The sequence below is a fragment of the Vibrio gazogenes genome, assembly GCF_002196515.1.
Lineage (GTDB): Bacteria > Pseudomonadota > Gammaproteobacteria > Enterobacterales > Vibrionaceae > Vibrio > Vibrio gazogenes_A.
Window position 1 is genome coordinate 1,265,692 of sequence record NZ_CP018836.1, and the last position, 24,739, is coordinate 1,290,430.

Here is a 24,739-nt window from a genome sequence, read left to right on the forward strand (position 1 = left end):
TTAAGGTGTGTGTCCTGATAAGCAGCCATCAGCTTGTAGGGGTTCCACAAAAAAGGCTACCGGCATGATGGGCCGATAGCCTTGATTGTTATGCTTTAGTTTAACGGTATACATTATGGCAGATCAGATGTTCTCCATTTTCTCATGAGGGCTGAGGGTTTTTGTATATAAGGTGCCCACCGTGTATCACCGTCCAAAAAGGTTTTTTCAAATGCAAGCACGAGCGATGCCACACCTCGACCTGCCTGAGTCGGATAACCCCAGGCAAAATGACCAGCAAGACCTAATACGGCTAGAACTTTGGGGGTATTTGTAATTGATCGGTAAACGCCATCTGATTGACCCAGGCCGCCGAGAATGGTGGTATCCAGGGCACCGTTAATGATCAAGGCTGGAATTTTGATTAACCTGCCACTGGCATAAGCTGCATCAAGTAGCTCCTTCGGTGAATACCAGGAATAGATGTCAGTGTTAAACCAGGCGGTCATGTTGTGGCCAGCAAGACTTATCACTGTTTTGAGTTCGTCTCTGTGTTTGCCCGCATTAATCCAAGATGCGCCTCCGCCCATGGACCATCCCATGATTCCGACTCTGTCTGTATCCAGCTTACCTCTGAGAGGGCTGCCCAAACGGGTGTTTTCTTCTCTAAGGGCCTTAACGACTCGCCATTGCTGATTGTCACGGGCTGTGACCTGGTCAAAAATGGTGGTGGTATCCATGGTGACAAGAACCATACCGTGAGAAGCAAACCAGGGACCCCAGGCAGCAAAAGCGAGCTGTTTGGTCATAAACGGTGGGCAGAACACAATGCCTGAATAGGGTGGTTCTGCATTAGCGGGATAATATACTTTGGCTTTTGCCGGCAAGGAGACAAAGGCACCGGGAAGCTCGTATGATCTGACAGTATAGGGGCCTTTTCCGTCGTATAAGCCGGGGGCTTCTTCATCACGACAGATAGCGCCATCCGGACAATTGCCACTAATGTGGTTCTCGGCGTGACGGCGCAGTGTAAATATCTGATTTTCCTTGCCAGTGCTGGTCGATTGCATGACGTTGGTATCGTTTTCCTCGGATAAATTATTAACATTCAGGCTCATGTCTGTGCCGCGGGTAATAATCTGATAAGTACCGTTTCCAGTTTCAGCAAATCGGAACTGTTGGCAGGCGCCACCTTCATAGCTCCATGTTTGGATATTGGCACCGACATCCGGACTGCATTTGGATACGTTGAACGCTTGGTCTGGCGCGATCACGGGTGTGATCCGGTGCCAGATTCCGTCGACGGGCGTAATGATGAATTTCTGGGATTCACCGCCCCAATAGTCATTCAGAGTAATGTTCGTACCGTCTATGGTACCCCACTGCGAGGTGTCCAGCGCCTTGCCACTTTGGGTAACGATCAAAGAATACGTGCCGTTGATAATGGCATTTTCCGCAAAGGCTCCTTTGATTCCGGCAGCCATCAGCATCAGTACTATCATATACATGATGGAGGTGACTTTGATTTTATGATTTTCTTTCATGGTGTCTCCTTGATTGTTTTTTATTCCAATTAAACAATTTTTTGGTAAACCAACTGAAATTTGGATTTTGACTTTTTAATCTGCCGTTCTTTCACATACTACCAACAGATAATTAGCTAACACGCTGTTTTCTATCGTATCTGTCAATGGTTCACTGCTTCATTTCAAATGCTCAAACCATGCAAAATTTTATGCAAAGGCGATAAAAATTTGCTGTAGTTCGCGAATGTTTCTGTTAACGACTGTTTAAAAGAGTCATTTCCCACGCTATTGACACAGACATGAAAACAGCCTTGGTTAAAAAATGCACAATAGCTAAAACAACTATAGCAAAAGGTTGCATATGTGTAGCAAAAAGATGCATAAAGTGTGTTTCACTGTATTGATGGTGCATATTTGAATGCGATGAAATTCGCGGGTCAGGTCAGTTTTCGAAGGAATAAGTTAAGGAATAAGCAGGAATAAGGGACAAATAAGCAGGACACGCACCTCAAAGAATGGATTTACTTATGGTGTGTGTCCTTGCAAGAGCCCCAATTTAAAGGCAAGGGAATCATCTTGCTGTGTCCGATTCCCTATTGATTTCATGACATTCTCCAATTTGTGACTGGAAAAGTGTCAATCTTATTTAGGACGGGTCAGTCAACAGCCCCTAGGCTTCAGTTGGAACTTGAAGCATTTCATTGCCTGCTTGCATGGCATCTGAACGATGTGTTGCTTTGAAGTAAACAAAACCTAACGCGAAGAGTACGACGAAGATAACCGCGATTAAGACGTTATAGTAAACCATCGCAACCAAAGACAGTACGGCAAGGATAAGCGCTACTGCCGGCGCATAAGGAAATAGCGGTGCTACAAATGGACGCTCTAGATTCGGTTCAAGGCGACGTAGTTTGAATAATGCAAGCATTGAGACAATATACATTACAATGGCACCGAATACCGCCATGGTAACGATGTTTGCCGTCAGAGGTTGTCCTGCGATAACAATAAGGTTATCCGAGAATATGGCGGCGATCCCGATGATACCGCCGGCAAGAATGGCCCAGTGAGGTGTCTGGTATTTGCTGTTTACCGCGGCGAGTGATTGAGGTAAGAAGCCTGCGCGTGCTAAAGCAAAGATCTGACGAGAATAACCCATGATGATGCCGTGGAAAGAGGCTATCAAGCCGAACAAGCCTAGCCATACCAACATATGTAACCAACCGCTAGTGTTACCAACAATCATTTTCATCGCTTGTGGTAGTGGGTCGTTGATGTTTGACAGTTCACGCCAGTCACCTGCGCCCCCCGCAAAGAACATGACACCAATTGCCAGAACGACTAGCGTTAATATCCCTGCGATAAATGCAACGGGAATCGTACGTTTAGGGTTTTTTGCTTCTTCAGCAGCCATTGATGCACCTTCGATGGCGAGGAAGAACCAGATTGCGAATGGAATGGCGGCAAAGATACCTGATATCGCTTCGCCAGAAAATTCATTGCTCCCCGCCCAGCCGTTGGCTACGAAGTTATCAATAGAGAAACCTGGAGAGACCACCCCCATGAATACCAATAGTTCGACAATGGCTAGAATGGTGACTAACAGTTCGAAGGTCGCAGCGATACTCACACCAATCAAGTTCAGTGCCATAAAAATAATATAAGCACTTACCGCAACCATTTTCGGATCCCAAGTCGGGAACTGAACATTCAAATAAGCCCCAATAGCCATCGCAATCGCGGGTGGCGCAAAGACAAACTCTATCAGCGTAGCAAAGCCAGCGATGTAACCGCCAACCGGACCGAATGCACGATAGGCGTAAGCAAATGGTCCGCCAGCATGTGGGATCGACGTGGAAAGTTCGGTAAAGCTAAAAATGAACGCCGTATACATGGTTGCGATTAGAAATGTCGTAATTAAAAAGCCTAATGTGCCAGCTTGTGCCCACCCATAACTCCAGCCAAAGTATTCGCCAGATATGACGAGTCCTACCGCGATACCCCAGAGATGAAATTTCCCTAGCGTTCTTTTTAAGCCGGGTTTGCTGTCATGTTCCATATCAATTCCCTCTTTTCCCTGATAATAATTGTGACAATTTGAGTGCGACAGACCGTTGTGTCATGCAGGCACTTCCTGCTCATTCAGAAATGCTGGTTAAACAAAATTGTTGCTGTGTTGTACTTTCTAGCTGAGCGTCGTCAGAGCGGTCTTTTAGTCCTACGCCAGTCAGTTGGATTCGATGAGATTCACGTAATAAGTAAAAGCATTTGTGCGCAGCTGCAGGATAATTGAGTCCTTGGGGGCGCACATTGGAAATGCAGTTCCGCAGAGAATCTTCAGTGCCGCGTTTGGGTTGCCAAGTCAGGTAAAGCCCCATGCTGTCTGGAGAACTTAAGCCGGGACGTTCGCCCACGAGTAGTAAAACTTCTTTGGCATTGAGTGCTTCACCGACATCATCGCCAATGGCGACACGTGCTTGTTCAACGATACTGAGCGGTGCGAGATTCCAATCTTTTGTCGGATCGTCGTTCAATAGGGTGAGGAGCGACTCTATAAATGGTTTTGCGTGATGAGCAATGGCATAAGATGAAAGGCCATCCGCGATGACAATGGCCAAATCATAGGATTCTTGCTGATCGGCTTGATTACGGAATTGCTGCAAACGATAGAGAGAACGTTCATCCAGTTGGCGACCAAAATCTGGACGTTGTAGGTATTCCATTCGGTTTGCTGCGCCACTGTGTAAAACAAAAGCTGGCAAAAGCGGGGCAATATGTTTGCTCTGTTCAAGTTCTTCCATGAGCTGCGCTACATCCAGTGGAACATGAACCGCGTCCATCGCTTGGGCATGAGAAAGCTGAAAACGCAGTAACTCTGCGGTTGGAATACTGGTTCCCACTCGGCCAAGACCAATGCGAGCATCGGTAAATTGGCGTAGCTTTTCCCATGGGTCTTCATGAACCAGTTTCTTTATTGGGAGGATATCGTTCATGACACCTCCTGAATTAGCCGCAGGGGTTGAATGAACGATGGGGCAAGCTCATTGTTTAGCTGAACGTGATTGTCTTGGGGTGAGATTTTCATCGCTTTCAGCCAAGCATCGAACTCAGGTGCCGGACGTAAACCAAGCACCTGACGAGCATAAAGCGCATCGTGGAATGATGTCGTTTGATAATTGAGCATGATGTCATCGGAACCCGGAATTCCCATGATAAACGAGCATTCGGCCACACCAAGCAGTGTGAGCAGGTTGTCCATGTCATTTTGGTCTGCATAGGCGTGGTTGGTGTAACAAATATCGCAGCCCATTGGTAAGCCCAATAACTTGCCGCAGAAATGATCTTCCAAGCCTGCACGGATGATTTGTTTACCATCGAATAAGTATTCTGGGCCGATAAAGCCAACCACAGTATTGACTAAAAGGGGGTTAAATTTACGCGCTAAAGCATAAGCTCTTGCTTCACAGGTTTGTTGGTCAAGCCCATGGTGTCCGTTTGCCGAAAGTGAACTTCCCTGGCCCGTTTCAAAATACATCACGTTATTTCCCACGGTTCCACGATTCAGGCTTAATGCGGCGTCGTAAGCTTCCGCCAGCACATTGGCATTAACACCAAATCCTTGGTTGGTTGCTTCCGTTCCACCAATAGACTGAAAAACCAGATCAACGGGTGCGCCTTTTTCAATTGCTTCGATGGTATTGGTTACATGAGTTAAGACACACGATTGAGTCGGAATTTCATAATGCTGAATCACGTCATCCATCAACTTCATCAACTGAATCGCCTGCGTGACACTATCGGTTGCCGGATTTATTCCGAAAACCGCATCGCCATTACCATACATGAGGCCATCGAAGATTGAGGCCGCAATACCGTTGACGTCATCGGTTGGATGATTGGGCTGAAGACGAGTAGACAGATGTCCCGGAAGGCCAATAGTATTGCGGAACTTAGTAATCACCTGACATTTCTTCGCCACCAAAATTAAATCTTGGTTACGCATGATCTTCGATACCGCTGCTGCCATTTCAGGTGTTATTCCCGAACGGACTTTTGCTAACTCAAAATCGGTGGTCGTTTCTTGTAATAGCCAATTGCGAAAATCACCAACGGTTAAATGTGAGATTGTTTTGAAGGCATCGGCATCATGCTCATCGATAATTAAACGGGTGATTTCGTCTTTCTCATACGGAATTAGAGCTTCGTTGAGGAATACCCTTAGTGGAAGATCCGCCAAAACCATTTGTGCAACGACGCGTTCTTCGGCAGAGTGGGCGCAAACGCCCGCAAGTTGATCGCCTGAGCGTAATGGTGTTGCTTTCGCCATCACCTCGGCTAGAGATTCAAATTGATAGGTTTGCGTGCCTAGTTGGTAACGGTAACTCGCCATAAATACCTCGTTATCCATACAAGCAATAGGCCTGAACTTTGCTTGATACTTTCAACAGTTATTATGCGATTAACGTTCCTCGGAGCTAACGAAATTGCGCAAAAGATTTAAATTATTTAATTTCAATAGGTTATAACCGTGATGCATCAGCGCAGTGCACAGATAAGGAGAGGCTAGCAAGATGAGTTTTTCGCAAACGCATCATGAAAGAAATTCTCTTGCACTAAAACGATGCAAGTCCTACTCATTTGATGTCAATCAGCAAGCCGAAAGTTTAGTGAAGTGGGATCAACATTATAATCAGCATAGCCAAGGCCACTTTTCAGGTTATCTTGATGAGCTGAATTTTGGGGGGATGCACGTATTTGAAGAATATACCAACCAAACGCTGTTACAGCACTGCTGTGTCAATGAATATAATATTTGGCTTGGTTTTTCATTACAGAAACAACGCCCTAAAATTAATGGCACTCAAATTGAAGAAGGTCAATTGATGATCCGTCCATCAGGCGTCGAGTTTGAGTTGATCACCCCTAAAGAGTTTCATATCTATGGGTTAGTGCTGGATAAACGAGTGTTGCAACAAGAGTTGACAGGGCTCGATGCTGATTTATGGCTCAATGAATCATCAAAAATTTTGGTGAGTGAGCCAAATACCAGAGTGAGTTATGAATTAGCCAAAATTATTGGTTTGATGCTGCGCGATCATACGCCGTTCTCAACAGTGCTTAACCATCATAAAGGCGGCGAGCGTCTTAAACGCTTGCGTCCCGTCATTAGTTCGGCTATTGCAGATTTACTGTTGCAAACCGAAACCGGGATGAGAGAAATTGAAGTTTCAGCGCCCGCAAAACGGCGTGTGTTAGAACGGATTCGAAACCATATTGAGAAAACGGGACGTTATCCTTTAACCACGACAGAGTTGTGCCAAATTGCTTACGCTAGCCGTCGAACGCTTCAATATTGTTTTGAACAAGAGTTAGGGGTATCTCCTATCCAATATTTACGTGATTGCCGTCTTAATGAAATTCGACGAATTTTACTCAATACAGAAGAAGAGATTGTGATTTCCAATCTAGCGGTCGAATTTGGGTTCTACCATATCAGTACTTTTAACGAGCATTACAAGAAACTGTTTGGTGAAACGCCAAGTCAAACTCGGCAACGTGCTCGCTTATACCATTATAAACGCTAGTTCCTTCCTATCTCACTCTATCTCAAGCAGGACACGCACCTCAAGGAGTGGATTCGTTCAGATTGATATAACCAATAGTCCATCATTTTGATCTGGGTTTTATAATCAGGTTGGTTCGTCATGACGGTATAATTCTCATGACAATAAATCTGTACCTCGCTATTTTTGACCTCTAATATCGCTGATTTTCCCAATTAGGGTTGAAACCGTGGCGTAGTTTACTTCCCATTCCAATACCTCTGTCTTCTTTAGTTTATGAGCGGCGTGTTGGTTAATATGGTCGAGCTCTGCCTCGCTCTCATTGGTGTTGCTTGATTTCGAGGGAAATAGCGCGCCAATGAGGCGCGCTTGAGTGAGTGATTATTCAATTTCTTTCAGACGAGCCGTGAAGTGGCGTAGTACGGGTGGCTCGTAGGTGAAATCCAACCCCTTCACGTTGTGGGCATTTTCTTTGACTTTCTCAAACGCTTCAATCACGAAGTCCATGTGCGTTTGAGTGTAAGTCGCGCGAGGAATCGTCAGGCGTAACAACTCAGCAGGGCAAGGGTGCTGTTGACCCGTTGCCGGATCTCGGCCTAATAGTAACGAACCGATTTCCACCGCGCGGATACCCGCAACTTTGTAGAGCTCACAAGCCAAAGCATGAGCTGGGAATTGATGTGAAGGGATATGAGGTAGTAATTTACCTGCATCAACGAATGCGGCGTGACCGCCGGCTTGCTGACACACAACCCCAATGGCTTCCAGGCCATCAACAAGGTACTGAACCTGACGGATACGGTACTCTAGCCAATCCTGGCGCATGCCATCGTAAAGGCCGACCGCAAGTCGTTCCATGGCACCGCCTTCAAGACCACCATAGGTAGGAAAACCTTCTTGAACAACACAAAGTGTGCGGCATTCAGTGTAAACATCCATCATTGATTCATCTTTGAAACACAACAGTCCGCCCATTTGAACCATTGCATCTTTCTTTGCTGACATGGCTAAGCCATCTGCGTATTGATAAGTTTCACGCGTGATTTCTTCGATCGTCCAATCTTGGTAACCGGGCTCTCGTTGTTGAATAAAATAAGCATTCTCGGCAAAACGCGCTGAGTCCATGATGACAGGGATATCGTAACGTTGAGCAATCGCGTATACCGCTTTTAAGTTCGCAATAGAAACAGGCTGACCACCTGCAGAATTACAAGTAATTGTGCTGACGATGTAAGGAACGTTCGCGGGGCCGGCTTCTTCAATCGCCATTTCAAGTTTCGCGATGTCAAAGTTACCTTTGAAATCTGCATTGACAGACGTATCGAACGCATCTTCGGTATAGACGTTTTTCGCCACACAGCAGTTAACCTGAGTATGACCTTGCGTGGTGTCGAAGAAGTAGTTAGACAGCGCCACCATTTTTGAACGGTCTAGGCCTTTTTCTTGTTCACGTTTTTTAATCAGAACAGGAATATAGATTTGTTCTGCACCACGACCTTGGTGTGTTGGAATCGTTAATTCATAACCGAAGATATCTTTTACAGCATTTGCAAGCGTGTAGTAGCTGCGGCTGCCACTGTATGCTTCATCGCCCATCAGCATTGCGGCTTGCATTCTTTGAGTGATAGAACCAGTGCCGCTATCAGTGAGAAGGTCAATGAACACATCATCACTATCTAAAAGGAACGGGTTCATACCTGCTTTAAGGATGGCTTCTTCACGATGTTCACGCGTGGTACGTTTTACTGGCTCAACCACACGAATACGAAATGGTTCTGGTAAGTGTTTAAAATTTTCCATGATAATACCTTTGAATTAATTAATTTTCGTCAGACGATATTATTCGGCACCCGATATATATTTAGGGTGTAAAATATCGCGCTAAATAATTAGCGATAAATTTAGAGTTAAATAAATCGATTCGGAATAACTAAACCACCCCTTTCAATGAATAAAGATGAGTGCCAGTATCAAAAAACGATATAAATAGATTTAATGTTGATGCTGATTGTTTAATCGATGCGAAAGAATGCAGAAACAACCAAGACGGTTAGGCGAGTGTAAAAGAAGGTAAGATTGAGATTTGATAGTCGTGCGTGTACCAAGCTAAGGAGCTTGACCATAACTTATCTTGAATTTTTAGATTTTTACTCATATCTAAATCCGCTGTGAGTTATAGCTGGTTGACTGATAGATGGATTTTTAACCAAGTCTATTGGGTAAGTAAATTAACTAAAATAATAATTGTGACCTAAGTCATCAAATTGAAATAGCAAAACTCATTATAAAAGAAGAAACGCGACTGCTTTAACAACAGAGAGCACACCAACTGACCCAAGCGACCTTAGCAAACGCAAAGGTGAATTAGAAGATGACGTTGATGATCTTGGGGGGTTGGTGCGGCATACCTCTATTTTTGCATCTGGCATAGACTTAGTCTTTACAATGCCTCAGCCGTTTCTTGTAGATATCGCCATAGCGGATTACCGCTATGCATATCAATAATCACTACGGACCAGCGAGAAGAACATTTATCTTCTTCCTGATGTATTTCACGATAGCGTATAACAATGCTGTCTTGTGTTGCTAATAGCGTTTCACATTGCTCAATTGTAATGGACAAGGATGGGCGACTTCCGATGTTCTGCCGAAATAGCGCTTCAACCTGTTGTAGACCGACAAGATTCCCAGAAACTGGGACCATGGAAAAAGTCGGGCTGAAGCTATTTAGTAGTTTCTCTAGAGACATAGGGTGCTTTGAATCACCAGTAAATACATCTTGAATCCATTGATGAAGCTCGATAACACTGTGATGCGCGACTAATTCTCTTTCGGATAACATAACGAGTCCTTTTTCTGGGTGAGTTTTTTAATCAGTAGCAAGGGACTGAGCCCAACAACTGAGGCGATTAAAAATGTCAGTTGGTAGGCTGACATATCCGTGGTGTACTGTTGCAACAAGTTAAAAACTAAAGTGAAAAAAGCAGCACCGATACTGAAGGACATCTGACGATTCAGATTCCAGATAGTACTGGCTCGAGTCAGTTGCTCTTCGTCAAAATCCATCATCGCCGTTGTCTGGGCTGTATTGGCACTTATTCCTCCTCCCATGCCCATCAATAGGTAGGCGATAATCAATAATGGCAGTGTGAGAGTATTTCCCGCTAAAGAGAGAACCGCGATCCCGGAGGAGTGTAATAATAAACCAGATAGAAATAATGGCTGCGCACCAATACGATTATAGAGTCGGCCACCCATTACCATGGCAAAAAATGACCCTGTCGCATAAAGTATCATCAATGATCCAGTTTGCTCCGCCGACCAACCCAGCTCATCTTGAAGAAAAAATATACTTAATAGGTTCACTCCTGTGAAGACACCAGGAACGGCATGGTAAATCAGCACAGAAAATCGCATATGAATATTATGCAGCATTTTGAGATCAAGAATGGGGTCAGACTTATCCTGATAGTACTTCAAGTAAGCCATGGCAAAAACAAAGCCGATGATAAGAAACAATAATGACTTCAGTTTTGAACCAGCATCGGCATAAAGAGAAAGTCCTATGAGTATTGTGGCCAATGAAATACTAACCAACATTAGCCCCTTTAGGTCAGGGCGTTTTACCTTCGTTTCCTCAGAGCGAATCCATAGTAGGGCTAATAACGCTGTTAATAAACTAAAGGGAATATTACATAGAAATACCCAACGCCAAGAAGCATGGTCAACAATGATGCCACCAATAGTCGGTGAGATAGCGGGAGCAATCAAAGCGACCGCCATAACAAGTGTTGATATTTTTGCTCGTTCTTTATTTTTAAATAAATTAAATGTGAGAGCTTGACCAACGGGAATAAGCAGGCCACCACCCACGCCTTGAATAAAACGAAAAGTGACTAAAGAATAAAAATCATTTGCTGTACCAGCTAATAATGCACCCAATGAAAATATAAGCATGGATGCCACAATGGTTAATCGATCGCTAAATTGACTGGCTAACCAATTACTAATAGGAATAATCAGTGTCAGACCAAGAATATAACTATTTGCAACCCAAACAACACTTGACGCTGATACAGACAATTCTCTGGCAATATCAGGAAGAGAAATTGCTGACATAAAGATATTTATACAGTCAATAAAAAAACCGATCAAAAAAATGAGAGCAATTCGGTAGCGATAAACCATGAGCAACCTCTGACAAAATTTTTATGGCCGGAATACTATAGAGTTTGACGGAGGGTGACGAGCTGTTTAGACTAAACGCTAAGTTTAATGAGATTTAACAGTGTATGTTTAACAATCTAAAACGTATCCATATTTTCATCACTGTCGTTGAAAGTGGCTCATTCTCCAAAGCGGCTGATCGACTATTCATCAGCAAAGCGATGGTCAGCATCCATATCAAATCCTTAGAAGACTCTCTGAAAGTTCCACTATTAATCAGAAACTCCAGAGGCTTTGTGATGACTGAAGCGGGTGAATTACTCTATAACGATTTTAAAGAGACATTTTCAAATATTCAGACATCATTAGACAATGTTGTTGAAAAGCATCATTCTCTCACTGGAAATTTAAGAATTTCTTCCACTGTCGAATTTGGAGAGGTGTTCTTAATACCTATTATTGCTGATTTCTGTCAGTCTCACCCAGATATTAATATTAGCTTTCATGCGGATTCTTCATTAAATAAATTAGTCAATGAGCAGATTGATTTAGCGGTTAGGTTGGGTGCATTGAATGATTCATCTTTAAAAAGTCGAAAGATCGGCCATTATAATATTATTATGGTGGCTTCTTCACAGTGGCTACTAAAAAATCCTCTTACTTCATTAGAGGATGTTAACTCAGCTCACTGGATTGCTAACAGTAATCTAAAAAATCCGACCCAATGGACTTTTCATAATAAAGATAATCATGCGTTCAAAGTGAATGCTACCGCAAAGTTTAGTACTAATTCATCAATATCTATAAAGTCTATGGTGAAGTCCAATCTTGGTATCGCCATATTACCCGAATGGATAATCAAAAAAGAATTAACAGACGGGGATTTTGTTCATTTATTTCCAGACTGGAGTCTTCCTAAACAGGATATCAGCGTTGTTTTTACAGGAGACCACCGTGTTCGTCTTAAATGCAGATCATTTATCGATCATCTAGTACACCATATCAATGATCTACAATAAATAGTGTAATACTTCCTATCCCACGGTCATCTCATCATGCTCTGAATCGCGGGCTTCGATATAAGCAGGTTGCATGAACAGAAAAAAACAATCCCCTTCTCTTGATTTGAGGGAGGGAGAAGGGGATTGTTGAATCTGATTCGCTGTTAGCGAACATCGTTGCCATTGCTGGCAATGACTTTTTTGTACCAGTAGAAGGACTTCTTCGGTGTCCGGTTTAAGGTGCCTTGCCCTAAGTTGTCACGATCAACATAAATAAAACCGTAACGCTTACTCATTTCACCGGTTGATGCGGCCACTAAGTCGATACAGCCCCAAGGGGTGAATCCCATCAGCGGTACACCATCTTGCATCGCGTCATGCATGGCCTGAATGTGCTGACGCAGGTAATCGATGCGATAGTCATCGTTGATTTCACCATTCTCATCCGGTGTATCTTTCGCGCCTAAACCGTTCTCGACCAAAAAGAGCGGTTTTTGGTAACGGTCATACAGGGTATTCATGGTAATTCTCAACCCAAGCGGATCAATCACCCATCCCCAGTCACTGGCGGGTAAATGAGGGTTGCGAATCGATTTCACCACATTTGCAGCGCTGGTGTTGCCTTCATTCATATCGGCAGATGCACAGCGCGAAGCGTAATAGCTGAAGGAAATGAAATCGACGGTATGTTTGAGAATTTCAAAGTCTTCAGCCTCGGTCTGAAGTTGTACGCCTTTTCTCTTGAAGACTGATTGGCTGTATGCCGGGTAATAGCCGCGAGATTGCACATCGATAAAGAATAGGTTTTCACGGTCTTTTTCCATCGCGGTAAACACATCTTGCGGCTTACAGGAATAAGGATAGAAATTCCCGCCTGCAAGCATACAACCGACTTGGTTTTGCGGGTCAGTTTCATGGGCGATTTTAGTTGCCAGTGCACTGGCAACTAATTGGTGATGTGCCGCTTGATATTTCACCTGATCGTGGTTTTCACCGGCCTGAAACAGTAATCCGGCACCTGAGAATGGGCTTGCCAGTAAAATATTGATTTCATTGAAGGTCAACCAGTATTTGACCAGACCACGGTAGTGTTCAAAACAGGTGCGAGCATAGCGGCTAAAGAACGCGATCATTTGACGGTTGCGCCATGAGCCGTATTGATTGACCAGATTCATGGGGACATCAAAATGGCACAAAGTGACCAGCGGCTCAATGCCATGCTTGTGACATTCTTCAAAGACGTTTCGGTAGAAATCTAGACCTGCTTGGTTCGGCTCCGCGTCATCGCCATTGGGATAAATACGACTCCATGCAATCGACAGGCGGAACACTTTGAACCCCATTTCTGCCAACAGGGCGATATCTTCACGATAGCGATGATAGAAATCGATGGCGTGGTGGCTGGGGTAGAATTCATCATCACTGAGTGTGACGCTGGCGACTTGGCCCAGTTTAATCGGCAGCCGGTTCTCACCGTATGGGATCATATCAACCGTGGTTAAACCTTTGCCGTCTGCAAGGTAAGCCCCTTCTGACTGGTTGGCGGCAATGGCGCCACCCCAGAGAAAATCTTGTGGAAAATTCAGTTCAGACATGTGTTTCCTTTTTATCGATGCAAGTCATCTTAAAGATCGGATGACTTGCATCTATCAAATGGCGGTTAAGCGGTTGCTTGTGATGACACTTTATTCTCATCATTCTTATTGTCAGCAGAATGATCAGCGTTGAGCGCTTGGTCATCATCGACTTGCGGATCATCTTCAAAGCCGAGTATCAGCGTCAGAACAAACGAGAGTACAATCGCGAGGGCAATCAGACCAAATACCCAGACAATACTCATCGGGTCATTGACATCAAAGAACTGCACGCTGGTAAATAGGCTCGGTGACGCCATGGAGTGACTGGCTAAACCGCCCATACCCGCCAGTGCTCCGACAATGAACCCTGTAATCATGGTCGCAATCAGCGGGCGTTTGAGGCGGACAAGAACACCATACAGTGCGGGTTCAGAGATACCGGCGAAAATCGCTGAAGCGCCTGCCGCGAGTGCAGTTTGTTTAAGCGCGATGTTTTTGGTTTTGTAAGCGACGGCTAGACATGCGCCGCCCATGCCTAGATTTGCGCCGATTTCAGAAGGCATCACCATGCCTTCCCGGCCTGTTTCGGCAATGGTCTGGATAATGGTTGGTGTGAAAACACGATGCATCCCGGTGAGGACCAAGAGGGGCCATAATGCGCCCATGATTGCAACCGATAACCAGCCGAGTGTACCGTGAATAGTATAAACCACCGCTGAAATTGCCGTCCCGATCCAGATACCGACGGGGCCAATCACCACAATGGCAATGGGCGCAGCAATCAACACAATGAGCATCGGTTTGAGGAAGTTTTTGGTCACGACCGGCGTAATTCGATCCACCCAGCGCTCAATGTAAGACAGAACCCAAGTCATCACCAGTGCCGGAATCACCGTATAAGTGTATTTCACCGCAGTAATGGAGACCCCGAACAGATCAACTTGTTGGCCTTGCGCTGCCTGAGCCATCAGGGCGATAAAGTTGGGATGAATCAGCACCCCGGCAATCGCAATCGCCAGTGACATATTGGTTTTGAATTTGATGGATGCAGAAGCGGCCACCATCACAGGCAGGAAGAAGAAAGCACCGTCACCAATCGCTTTGAGAATAATTAACGTCGGTGCATTCGGTTCGACCCAACCGCTCATCTCTAAGACCATTGCCAGCAGCTTAACCATCGAACCGCCGATAATCGCTGGAATGAGGGGAGACATGGTGCCGACAAGCGCATCAAGCATTTTTGCACCGATGACTTTTGCGGTCAGTTTTTGCTTTTTCTTTGCGGAAGTTGCGGGCGGTGCGGCATCAATATCGATAAGAGACATCACTGCTTTGTAAGCAACAGCCACTTCATTACCGATGATCACTTGCACTTTATCACCATTATCAACCACGCCCATCACGCCTTTGATCGCTTTGAGCTGAGGGATATCAACCAAGCTTGCATCGTTGAGAACAAAGCGGAGCCGTGTCATGCAGTGGGTCAGAGCGGAGACGTTATCTTTTCCTCCCACGTGTGCAACAACTGATTGCGCAATTGTCTTGTAATTGTTGGACATTTTGATCTCCTAGAAACGCTTCCCGGTGATGCTCACTTATTTTTGAGTGGTTTGGGCGCAAAATCTTAGCCGGGAAAATGCATTTATTTTGTTATTCGATTGGTTGAGTAAGTGACTTTACAGTGCTTTAAGTTACCGGTAACATGTTACCGGTAAAGTTGGTCGGGTAAACCCCAATCTTAGCGTGAATGTTAAAAATGAGATCACGCGCAAGTTTGTGATGAGGATTGAGTATGTCAGGTAGCAGTATCGTCGTGATGGGGGTTTGCGGGTGTGGTAAAAGCACGATTGGTGAACAGTTGGCGAATCGGCTCGGGCGTCAGTTTATTGATGGTGATGATCTTCATCCCCGCGCGAATATTCAGAAAATGGCTGCGGGACAGCCATTGAATGATGCAGACCGTCAACCGTGGCTGGAAAGCATCCGGGAGGCCGCTCATCGTTTTGAAAGCCACAATGAACATGGTGTGTTGGTCTGTTCGGCATTAAAAAAAGACTATCGTGAGCAAATCCGCAAGGGGAACAAACAGGTGACTTTCGTATTTCTTGATGGTGACATGGCATTGATTCTGGAACGAATGCGGATGCGACAAGGTCATTTTATGAAAGAGAATATGGTGAAAAGTCAGTTCGATACGCTAGAGCGACCGGATCATGAACCCCAGACGATAGTGGTGAGTATTCAAGGCAGTATTGACCAAGTGATCGACCGGATCGTGACAGCGCTGCAACAGGCGCAAGTCCCTGAAATAAAAAACTCCTGAAATAAAAAGTTCCTGAAGTAAAACGTCTCTGAAGTGATTAAATACTGTCTCCTTCACGAATGATATATCCCATATCAATAACAGGGTGCGCAATGGGTTCGTTTTTGAGCCTTGCAATGATTAATTCTGCGCTTTTCTGCCCAATGTCAAACCGGGGTGTATCGATACTGGTGATTTTGGGGTGAATGGTCTTACCAATATCTAAAGCGTTGTATCCCACAATAGAAAGTTGTTCAGGGACATTGATGCCGCGCTGTTGAGCGGCGAATAAAGTACCAATGGCGATATCGTCGTTGGTACAGAAGACACCATCTAAGTCAGGGTATTGCTGCATCGCTTTATCAAGTAAATCACCGGCTAATGAAAAACTGGAGTGCTCCTTGGTGAGAATGTGTTTTGTCTCTAATTCCGCTTCTTGCATCGCTTTGTCATAACCAAGCATTCGAAGATGTGTGCGCGTATCAAGACGGGCACCAAAGTAAGCGATAGATCGTTTACCGGCCGCAATCATCCGCCGTACCACCTGATAGGAAGCATCGGTATGATCCAGCCCGACGACCATATCAATCGGCGCGGGCGGAAGTTCCATTGTTTCAACCACAGGCACACCAGCGTTTTTGATCATCTGTAATGTTCTCGGGGTGTGGTTGCTGGCGGTGAGAATCAAGCCATCGACCTGATAGGAGAGTAGAGATGCAATTTTGCGCTCTTCTTCTTGTTCATCATAACCAAAGTGAGCCAGCAGTGTTTCATAACCGTTGGCTTTGGTGACGGTCTCAACACCTTGCATGAATGCAGCGAAGATCTGATTAGAGAGTGACGGGAGTAATACCCCGATCGCATTACTTGAAGCACGGGATAACATGGCCGGTGCACGGTTTTCGATATAACCCAGTTGTTCGATCACCGTGGCGATTTTCTCTTGGGTCTTTTTTGCCACGGATTCAGGGTTTCGCATATATCGGGAGACCGTCATCTTCGTTACACCGACCGCATCGGCTACGTCTTGTAAGGTGGTGCGGCTTTTTTTTGTTTTTGGGGCGTAACGGTTGTTTTGGTCATAGCGTTTTGCTCAGCCTAACAATATGAATTGTCTGCTTAGATATGGTTTCGAGTTAAATTCGGGGGCCATCTTACCTTGCGTTTGCCTGCGATAGAAGTGTCGTCAGCTCAGAACGTCATCTTCATCGGCTTTTTACGGGTAAATAGGGTTGCCTGTATTGGCGCCAAAAAGATCATCCACCTGAGTCAACGTGTGACCCCAATCACTATATCCCTGAAAATATAGCAAAAATATATTCATAGACTACGATAAATACGACGAATGTATCTTTTATTTTGATTGTCTTAGGGATTTATCAAAGTATGACGGTCATCATTGCCATGTGCTTGAAATAGGCAGATAAAGTTAAAATGCTTTGTCATTGAAAACATATTGTCATTAGAAAAAGGATTGTTGTGGGATATATTTCATATCTCGATTAAACAAGGTGTGTCTATGTTTAAAAATCTATCACTAAAAAATAAGTTAGCTATATCTGCCAGTATTGCCATTGTTGTTGGCTGCATATTAGTTGAGATCATTTCGTTTTATGCTTCTTTGGATCGATTATCCGTTTCTGTCGAACAGCGATTGCTGAGTACCAGTGCATCTTATAATCAATATGTGGCTGACTGGTTGAAGTCGAAAGAATTGGCTTTAACTTCTTTATCTGAAGAAGTTCAGGAAGGGTCTGTGGTCACGCATTTGAAACAGATGAAACGTGCTGCGGGGTTTGAAAATGTATTCCTTGCTTATCCTGACGGTAGTCAGAAGAATGCCAATGGGGCCGTGCTGCCTCCGGGCAATAATGATCCCAGAAAGTGGGGCTGGTATATCAATGCGAAGAAAAATCCGGACAAGGTGTTTATGGATAACCCGACTGTCGCTGCGGCCACCGGAAAAAACGTGGTGTCGATGGGGAAAGCCGTCAACCTGTTTGGTTCTGAGTTGGTGCTGGGCATTGATATTGAGTTGAACGATATTCTCAATAGTTTGAAACATGTCGTTTTGCCGGGCGATGGCTATATGTTTATGACCAATAAGACCGGACATGTCTTCATTCATCAGGATGTATCTTTACTGAATCAGCGTGTTGAAACACTGGGGATTCCTTTTGCCGATATTCAGGATATTGTCCGCTCAGGCAAAGATAAAGTGCTCGAGATTCAGGGGAAAAAATATGTGGTCTATGCGCGGGCAATCCAAGGCAGTAATTTGATTACGGTGGCAGTGATTGATCAGCAGTCTTTGGTCGAGCCGCTGTATCACACATTGTATAGCCAACTTGCGGTGACAGCTGTGTTGGTCTTGATCGGTATCGCGCTATTCAACTGGATTTGTAGTATTTTGTTCCGTCCTTTGAAGCATGTTTCTGATGCATTGGAGCAGATTGCAAGCGGCAGTGGTGATCTGACGCAGCGGATTGAGATCCGCAGCCATGATGAGGTCGGTAAAGTGGCGCATGGATTTAATACCTTCGTGGATAGTCTGCAACAGTTAATCAGTCATATTCGTCAGCAGTCTGATGCGTTAACCCTTATGTCGCAAAAGAGTACAGAGCGGGTGAATCAGACCGCAGAAGAACTCTCGATGCAGCAGCAGGAAATCACCATGGTTGCCACCGCTGTGACGGAGATGGCTTCTGCAACGCAGGAAATTGCCTCGCATGCCGAACAGACCGCCCATTCGGCTCAGACTTCTTCTGAAAGCACTCAGCATGGGCATCAGTTGGTGATGAATACCAAACAGTCGATCAATCATCTGGCGAGTGAAGTCACTCAGGCCAGTACGGTGATTTCAGAGCTCGATCAGCACTCTGCGGAAATCTCAGCAGTGCTGGGTACGATTCAGGGGATCGCGGAGCAAACCAACCTGTTAGCTTTGAATGCTGCTATCGAAGCGGCTCGGGCCGGAGAACAAGGGCGTGGATTTGCGGTGGTGGCTGATGAGGTGCGGGTGCTTTCTCAAAGGACACACACTTCAACTGAAGAGATCAAATCGACGATTCAAACGCTTCAGGAAATGACTCAAAGAGCGGTCGGTTTGATGGCAAATAGTGCTAAGCTGGCTGAAAGTTCGGTTCAGGATGCCGATCATGCCAGTCAGGCTTTAGAAGAGATCCTGACTTCTGTGGGGCAGATTAGCGATATGGCAACACAGATTGCGACCGCAGCAGAAGAGCAGACCCATGTTACCGGTGAAATCACTCAGAATGTGACCGCGATTAAAGATGTTACGGAGGGGCTGGCAAGCGGTGCTGAAGCCGGATTACGGCAGACCAATGAAATGAAAGATCAGGCGATGGCCCTGAATTCGAAAGTGGCGACCTTTAAACTGGATTAATCCGTCGATTGATAAGTTGATACGTTGACACAAAGAAAAACCACATGGCTAGCCATGTGGTTTTTGTTGTTTCAGAGCCATTGTTTTAAAACTATCGTTTCAAAGCTATCGTGTCAAAACCACCGGGCGGGCGTCAAACGCTCTGTCATGATAAGTCAGCCAATGGTTACACCAGTTGTATCCATCTCGCTTGTGGTGTCGGTGGTTATGATAACAGTGCGGTAATCACACCGATGAGCGCCCCGAACACGCCTCCCCAAATCACCAGCCAGCCCAGATGTTCTTTAATCATTTTTTGTACCATCTCTTTGACCAGTTGTGGGGTTAACTCACTGAGTCGCTGATCGATGATCTGTTCGATATTCTGACGGATATCGGCTTTCATCGTCTCGGATTCTAACTGTTCTTTCAGGGCGTTTTGAACCGAATCGCTGTGACTGATTTCAACCATTGCCTGTTGCATTTTTTCGACAAAAGGTTGTTTGAGCGGTTGCAGGGCGTCGGTTCCGCCAAACATGGACAGCATGCCCCCGAAGGATGACTGCGCAATGGTTTCAACGAGTGCATCAAACGTCGGATTAAAATCAACTTGCGCGATGACCGGTTCTAAGCTGAGTTGACTTGTTTGGTTGAGTTCTTGATCGAGAAACTTATCAATGTTGGTATCGGTAAAAAATTGTTCCATCATCAGAGATTTGATTGCGGAGCGAAATGCATCAAAGCGTTTAGGAATTACACCTGAGCCATATAATCCGGGAACTTTCTCGAAGAGCATATGAATGGCGAGCCAGTTGGTGATCGCACCGGAAAAGGCAAATAGTCCCGCAGTAAATAAAATATCCTCATTCAGCTGATAGCCTGCAAACATGCAGAGAATCGCAATCAGATTGGTATAAAGGCTTTTGTTGGTCATATTGGTGTCTCATCTCCTGAATATCTCGAAACAGGCGGATTTTAGAAGAAAACGGCTCGTTTTAGAAGCAAAGCCTTCATTGCAGCGTAACAAACAAGCAAGGCGGATTGGTAAAGTGATATCGAATCAGCAAGACAGCAGACGCCACCGCAGTGGCGTATATGAGTGATTGACTAACAACCGATGAACCCGCCAGTTTGATGTTGCCAGAGGTGCGCGTAAATGCCATGTTTGGCGAGTAAGGCTTGGTGTGTCCCTTCTTCGACGATTTTGCCTTGATCGAGCACGATCAGACGATCCATGGCGGCAATTGTCGAGAGACGGTGTGCAATCGCAATCACTGTTTTGCCTTCCATCAGCTCATAGAGGCTTTCCTGAATCGCCGCTTCCACTTCTGAGTCGAGAGCGGACGTTGCTTCATCCAGAATCAGAATCGGGGCGTTTTTCAACAATACCCGAGTAATGGCGATGCGCTGGCGTTGTCCGCCGGATAACTTGATACCACGTTCGCCGACTTGGGCATCATACCCTCGGTTACCGTGGGGGTCCGAGAGGGTTTCAATAAACTCATGGGCGTGCGCCTGTTGCGCCGCACGAATCATCTGTTCTTCCGTTGCTTGGGGATTACCGTAGAGAATGTTTTCACGGATGGAGCGATGCAGCAATGATGTATCTTGGGTGACCATCCCAATCACGCAGCGGAGTGAGTCTTGGGTCATCGCATCGATGGCTTGACCGTCAATGCGGATTTGCCCGCTTTCAACGTCGTGAAACCGTAGCAGCAAGTTGACCAGTGTGGATTTTCCGGCTCCGGAACGTCCGACAATCCCGACTTTTTCTCCGGGACGAATATGCAGGTTTAAGTCATTGATGACATTGATGTCGGTGCCATAGCAAAAATGAACGTGTTCAAACTCAATGGCCCCTTGGGTAATCTGTAGTGGTTTGGCATCCGGTTTATCTTGAACTGCAATCGAGCGGGAGAGTGAATTCATTCCGTCGACAACCGTTCCCATATTCTCAAACAGTCCGCCGATTTCCCACATGATCCATTTGGACATCCCATTGATACGCAGTGCCAGTGAGATTGCCACGGCGATGGCACCGACGGTGATGGCCTGTTGTGACCACAGATAAATCGAAATGGCAGAGATCGAAAAGAGCAGCAGGTAATTGGCGACTTCAACCGAGAGATTAAATCCGGTCACCAGACGCATCTGACGGTACACCGTGCCGAGAAAGCCTTCCATACTCTCTTGAACGTAGCTGGTTTCACGGTGGTTGTGCGAGAACAGCTTGACCGTTTGAATGTTGGTGTAGCTGTCCACGAATCGTCCTGTCATGGTTGAACGGGCATCGGCCTGAAGTGACGAAACATGTTTGAGCTTCGGTACATAGAAAAACTGAATACCGACGTAACTGATGAGCCAGAGCAGCATGGGGAGCATCAGACGCCAGTCAGAATCGCCAAGCAAGACTAAAATCGCGGTGAGATAAACACTGACGTAAATGAAGACATCCACCATTTTCATTACGGTTTCGCGAATTGCCAATGAGGTCTGCATGACTTTGGTTGCTATACGGCCGGCAAATTCATCCTGATAAAAAGAGAGGCTTTGTTTTAACAGATAGCGGTGTGCGAGCCAACGAATCGACATCGGATAATTCCCGAGCATCGTTTGATGAACCAATAGTGAATGAATTGCGACAATCAGCGGCATACCGATCAGGATTAATACCGTCAGACCAATCAAGAGCGATTGATTATCAGCAAGGAATGTTTCTGGGTTGCTGGCAGAAAGCCAGTCGACCAGTCGACCCATAAATCCGAATAGGGCGACTTCAACAATGGCGATTGTCATACTCAATAGAGCGATGACGATTAATGGTTTGATAAATCCTTGCGTGTAATGACGACAAAACGCCCATAAAGTGGTTGGCGGTTGTTGTGGCTCTTCTGAGGGAAAAGCCTGCGTAAACCCCTCAAATCGCTTAAACATAAAGGTCCTTTGGTTTCGGTAATCATTTGGTAAATCAAGGTGGTCAGTGTTGTTTCAGAGCAGACGGTCATCCTGCGGTGTGCGAGAAAACAATCAGCCTCCATTATAATCATCTTTGGAGGCTTTCACAGTCTGTTACGATTGAGATCGGCTACGACTGGGTCGTTTGTTGAGATGAACTGTCCTGAGATTCGCAGTCCCGAGATGTACAATCGCGAGATGAACAATAGAGAATGGCAAAAGACATGGCGGGTTGTGACCGTTCACTTTTGTCTGTGGTGGACATCATGTCAAAGGTGGCGGTATCAAATAAAACTTGCCAGACCTGCTGGTCTTCAGGGAGCGTAAACGAGGCTGATTCCTTGGTGCGGTTGATCAGGTACAGGATTTCGTCACCGTTATCTCCGATCCCCAGATGCAGTGAAACACGATTGAGTTGGTTCCAGTCGTCTTGTGTCATCAGCGAACCGTCCTCTCTCCGCCAGAAAACACGGTTTGAGTTGCGAGAATCGCCGCTGAATGCTTGAATAAACGGCACCATATATTTTTCTCGGGCGGTGACGAGTTTGCCCAGCCAATCCTGAAACTGCTGTTCATCCTTGTCTAACTGCCATTTGAGCCAGCTAATCTCGTTATCCTGACAGTATGCGTTGTTATTGCCTTGTTGTGTATGGGACAACAAGTCGGCAGTCAGGAGGTGCGGGATCCCGAATGAAAACAGAACCGTGGCCATAAAGTTGCGTTTCTGTTGCATCCGGACGTTGTTAATCTCCGCATCTTGGGTCGGGCCTTCAATCCCATAGTTCTCAGAGCGGTTGTCGCCGTGACCGTCCCGGTTTTGTTCACCATTGGCTTCATTATGCTTGTGTTTGTATGACACCAAGTCTTGAAGGGTGAAGCCGTCATGATAAGTAATGTAGTTGACGGTGAGTTTAAAAGGCCAGTTTGCGGCACTGTATAAATCCCGTGACCCCATGATGCGGGTTGCGAATTCTTTGAGATACCCTTGATCACCACGCCAAAAACTGCGACTGATATCTCTGAGCTTATCGTTGGTTTCATTCCAGCCAAACGGAAAGTTACCGACTTGATAACCGTTCGGCCCAATATCCCAAGGTTCTGCGATCAGTTTCGTTTGTTTGAGGACGGGATCTTGAGCAACGGCTTTAAAAAACGGTGCATTCGGACTGAAGGTTTCCCCGGATCGGCCGAGGGTTGCGGCAAGATCGAAACGGAAGCCATCGATGTGGTATTCATTGACCCAATAGCGAAGTGTATCCATCACTAGGTTGAGAGACGGCTGATAAGCCAGATCGACGGTGTTGCCACACCCGGTAAAATTGGCATAAGTCTGGCCATCCGTGATGTAGTATTTGGGGTCTAATGCTCTCAGGTTGAAAAGCGGCCCATCAGCCCCACCTTCGGCAGTGTGGTTGTATACCACATCCAAAATCACTTCAATACCAGCCTCATGCAGCGTGCGAATCACCGTTTTTAACTCTGTGACCGGATCATCAATCGCGTAACGTGGATCGGGCACCATAAACAGATACGGATTGTATCCCCAGTAATTGACCTGTTGTGCTTCTAGCAGGTGAGGCTCATGCATACAAGCGGCGATAGGCAGGAGTTGGAGTGTTTTAATATGCTGCTTTTGATAAAACGCCATCATCGCGGGGTGGGTCAGTCCGAGATATTTTCCTCGTAACTTGGGTGGGATGTCCGGATGTTGTTGCGTCAAACCCTTCACATGGGTTTCGAACAAAACCGTCTCTTGCCGTGGGATATTCGGGCGAGATGTTGCCTGCCAGTCAAAGCTATCATCGACAACCACACATTTGGGAAGTTGAAAACTTGATTTGATAGTGAATGGCGGGGTATAGCTGAGCGGCCCATCCAGTGATTTCGCATAAGGGTCGGAGATATATTGCCACTTGTTTTGCTCTGGCGGCTTGATGAGATACCCATATTTTTGACCGGCGCGAATCGCAGGAATATAAGTAGAGCGGATGCCAGCATATTCATGGTCGAGAGAATATGTGTCGTAGTGCCCTTGTTCATCGAATAATGCGAGCCGAATGGACGGATTCCCCGGTGCATAAATAGAAAAGTTGCATCCGTCGGCATCTAGTGTGGCACCTAAAGGATAAGGTTGAGATTGGAGCGTATCGTTCACTTTATGCATTTAGTTTTCCACCCGGTTATCATGACTCGTGTTGTTTCCACTAAACGGTTCTAGTAAAAAACTTTGTTGTGCATTGGTCAAGTGTTCGTCACAAAATGTACATAGATCACGCGATTGTC

Annotated in this window: 18 protein-coding genes; 4 read left to right on the forward strand and 14 right to left on the reverse strand. The window is 45.7% G+C overall.

The genetic code is table 11. The features are described 5' to 3' along the window. Window positions 1-113: 113 nt before the first annotated feature. The 4 genes from BSQ33_RS21235 to BSQ33_RS21250 all read right to left on the reverse strand — a co-directional run bounded on the left by BSQ33_RS21235 (window position 114) and on the right by BSQ33_RS21250 (window position 5,895). On the reverse strand, window positions 114-1,523 hold the full coding sequence (locus tag BSQ33_RS21235) for an RICIN domain-containing protein (protein ID WP_021021550.1): 1,410 nt from the start codon (window positions 1,521-1,523) through the stop codon (window positions 114-116). 652 nt (window positions 1,524-2,175) lie between these two features. Continuing rightward, the gene (gene eat, locus BSQ33_RS21240) at window positions 2,176-3,564 is read right to left on the reverse strand and encodes an ethanolamine permease (RefSeq protein WP_021021549.1); all 1,389 of its coding nucleotides are present in this window, start codon (window positions 3,562-3,564) and stop codon (window positions 2,176-2,178) included. Between the two features lie 79 nt (window positions 3,565-3,643). Next, window positions 3,644-4,498: an ethanolamine ammonia-lyase subunit EutC gene (eutC, locus tag BSQ33_RS21245; RefSeq protein WP_088135255.1), complete on the reverse strand. Its 855-nt coding sequence runs from the start codon at window positions 4,496-4,498 to the stop codon at window positions 3,644-3,646. After that, a complete protein-coding gene (locus BSQ33_RS21250) occupies window positions 4,495-5,895 on the reverse strand; it encodes an ethanolamine ammonia-lyase subunit EutB (protein WP_021021547.1) in 1,401 nt (466 codons plus the stop codon). Before BSQ33_RS21250 ends, eutC begins: the two co-directional genes overlap by 4 nt. A gap of 181 nt (window positions 5,896-6,076) precedes the next feature. Here BSQ33_RS21250 and BSQ33_RS21255 point away from each other — a divergent pair, with 181 nt between their 5' ends. Beyond that, window positions 6,077-7,090, forward strand: coding sequence for a helix-turn-helix domain-containing protein (locus BSQ33_RS21255; protein ID WP_088135256.1), 1,014 nt, complete (start codon window positions 6,077-6,079; stop codon window positions 7,088-7,090). Between the two features lie 17 nt (window positions 7,091-7,107). On the opposite strand, the gene BSQ33_RS22305 is transcribed toward BSQ33_RS21255, so the two are convergent. The 4 genes from BSQ33_RS22305 to BSQ33_RS21270 form a co-directional block, all read right to left on the reverse strand. Then, window positions 7,108-7,284: a linear amide C-N hydrolase gene (locus tag BSQ33_RS22305; protein ID WP_141650704.1), complete on the reverse strand. Its 177-nt coding sequence runs from the start codon at window positions 7,282-7,284 to the stop codon at window positions 7,108-7,110. A 166-nt stretch (window positions 7,285-7,450) separates the two neighbouring features. Further along, window positions 7,451-8,869, reverse strand: a complete 1,419-nt coding sequence (tnaA, locus tag BSQ33_RS21260) for a tryptophanase (RefSeq protein ID WP_021021545.1) — start codon at window positions 8,867-8,869, stop codon at window positions 7,451-7,453. Between the two features lie 640 nt (window positions 8,870-9,509). Further along, window positions 9,510-9,911, reverse strand: a complete 402-nt coding sequence (locus tag BSQ33_RS21265) for a hypothetical protein (protein WP_021021544.1) — start codon at window positions 9,909-9,911, stop codon at window positions 9,510-9,512. After that, window positions 9,890-11,257, reverse strand: a complete 1,368-nt coding sequence (locus BSQ33_RS21270; RefSeq protein ID WP_088135257.1) for an MFS transporter — start codon at window positions 11,255-11,257, stop codon at window positions 9,890-9,892. Before BSQ33_RS21270 ends, BSQ33_RS21265 begins: the two co-directional genes overlap by 22 nt. Window positions 11,258-11,361: 104 nt before the next feature. Between BSQ33_RS21270 and BSQ33_RS21275 the strand changes: the two genes are divergently transcribed. Beyond that, window positions 11,362-12,255, forward strand: a complete 894-nt coding sequence (locus tag BSQ33_RS21275; protein ID WP_088135258.1) for a LysR family transcriptional regulator — start codon at window positions 11,362-11,364, stop codon at window positions 12,253-12,255. 146 nt (window positions 12,256-12,401) lie between these two features. On the opposite strand, the gene ascB is transcribed toward BSQ33_RS21275, so the two are convergent. Then, window positions 12,402-13,832, reverse strand: a complete 1,431-nt coding sequence (ascB, locus tag BSQ33_RS21280) for a 6-phospho-beta-glucosidase (RefSeq protein WP_088135259.1) — start codon at window positions 13,830-13,832, stop codon at window positions 12,402-12,404. Window positions 13,833-13,897: 65 nt separating this feature from the next. After that, window positions 13,898-15,373: a PTS cellobiose/arbutin/salicin transporter subunit IIBC gene (ascF, locus tag BSQ33_RS21285; RefSeq protein ID WP_088135260.1), complete on the reverse strand. Its 1,476-nt coding sequence runs from the start codon at window positions 15,371-15,373 to the stop codon at window positions 13,898-13,900. Between the two features lie 233 nt (window positions 15,374-15,606). On the opposite strand from ascF, the gene BSQ33_RS21290 reads away from it, so the two are divergent. Then, entirely contained in the window at window positions 15,607-16,137 is a 531-nt protein-coding gene (locus BSQ33_RS21290) for a gluconokinase (protein ID WP_088135261.1), read from the forward strand. A gap of 37 nt (window positions 16,138-16,174) precedes the next feature. Here the strand turns inward: BSQ33_RS21290 and BSQ33_RS21295 are convergent, their stop codons facing one another. Continuing rightward, window positions 16,175-17,113 (reverse strand): LacI family DNA-binding transcriptional regulator, encoded by a 939-nt coding sequence (locus BSQ33_RS21295; RefSeq protein ID WP_088135262.1) that lies wholly within the window; start codon window positions 17,111-17,113, stop codon window positions 16,175-16,177. Between the two features lie 522 nt (window positions 17,114-17,635). Between BSQ33_RS21295 and BSQ33_RS21300 the strand changes: the two genes are divergently transcribed. Continuing rightward, window positions 17,636-19,522, forward strand: coding sequence for a methyl-accepting chemotaxis protein (locus BSQ33_RS21300; protein ID WP_027694369.1), 1,887 nt, complete (start codon window positions 17,636-17,638; stop codon window positions 19,520-19,522). Between the two features lie 205 nt (window positions 19,523-19,727). Here BSQ33_RS21300 and BSQ33_RS21305 read toward each other — a convergent pair whose 3' ends face one another. The 3 genes from BSQ33_RS21305 to glgX all read right to left on the reverse strand — a co-directional run bounded on the left by BSQ33_RS21305 (window position 19,728) and on the right by glgX (window position 24,620). Next, on the reverse strand, window positions 19,728-20,435 hold the full coding sequence (locus tag BSQ33_RS21305) for a DUF445 domain-containing protein (protein ID WP_021021536.1): 708 nt from the start codon (window positions 20,433-20,435) through the stop codon (window positions 19,728-19,730). Between the two features lie 173 nt (window positions 20,436-20,608). Next, the gene (locus tag BSQ33_RS21310; RefSeq protein ID WP_088135263.1) at window positions 20,609-22,435 is read right to left on the reverse strand and encodes an ABC transporter ATP-binding protein; all 1,827 of its coding nucleotides are present in this window, start codon (window positions 22,433-22,435) and stop codon (window positions 20,609-20,611) included. Between the two features lie 151 nt (window positions 22,436-22,586). Further along, window positions 22,587-24,620, reverse strand: coding sequence for a glycogen debranching protein GlgX (glgX, locus tag BSQ33_RS21315; RefSeq protein ID WP_021021534.1), 2,034 nt, complete (start codon window positions 24,618-24,620; stop codon window positions 22,587-22,589). Between the last annotated feature and the right edge of the window lie 119 nt (window positions 24,621-24,739).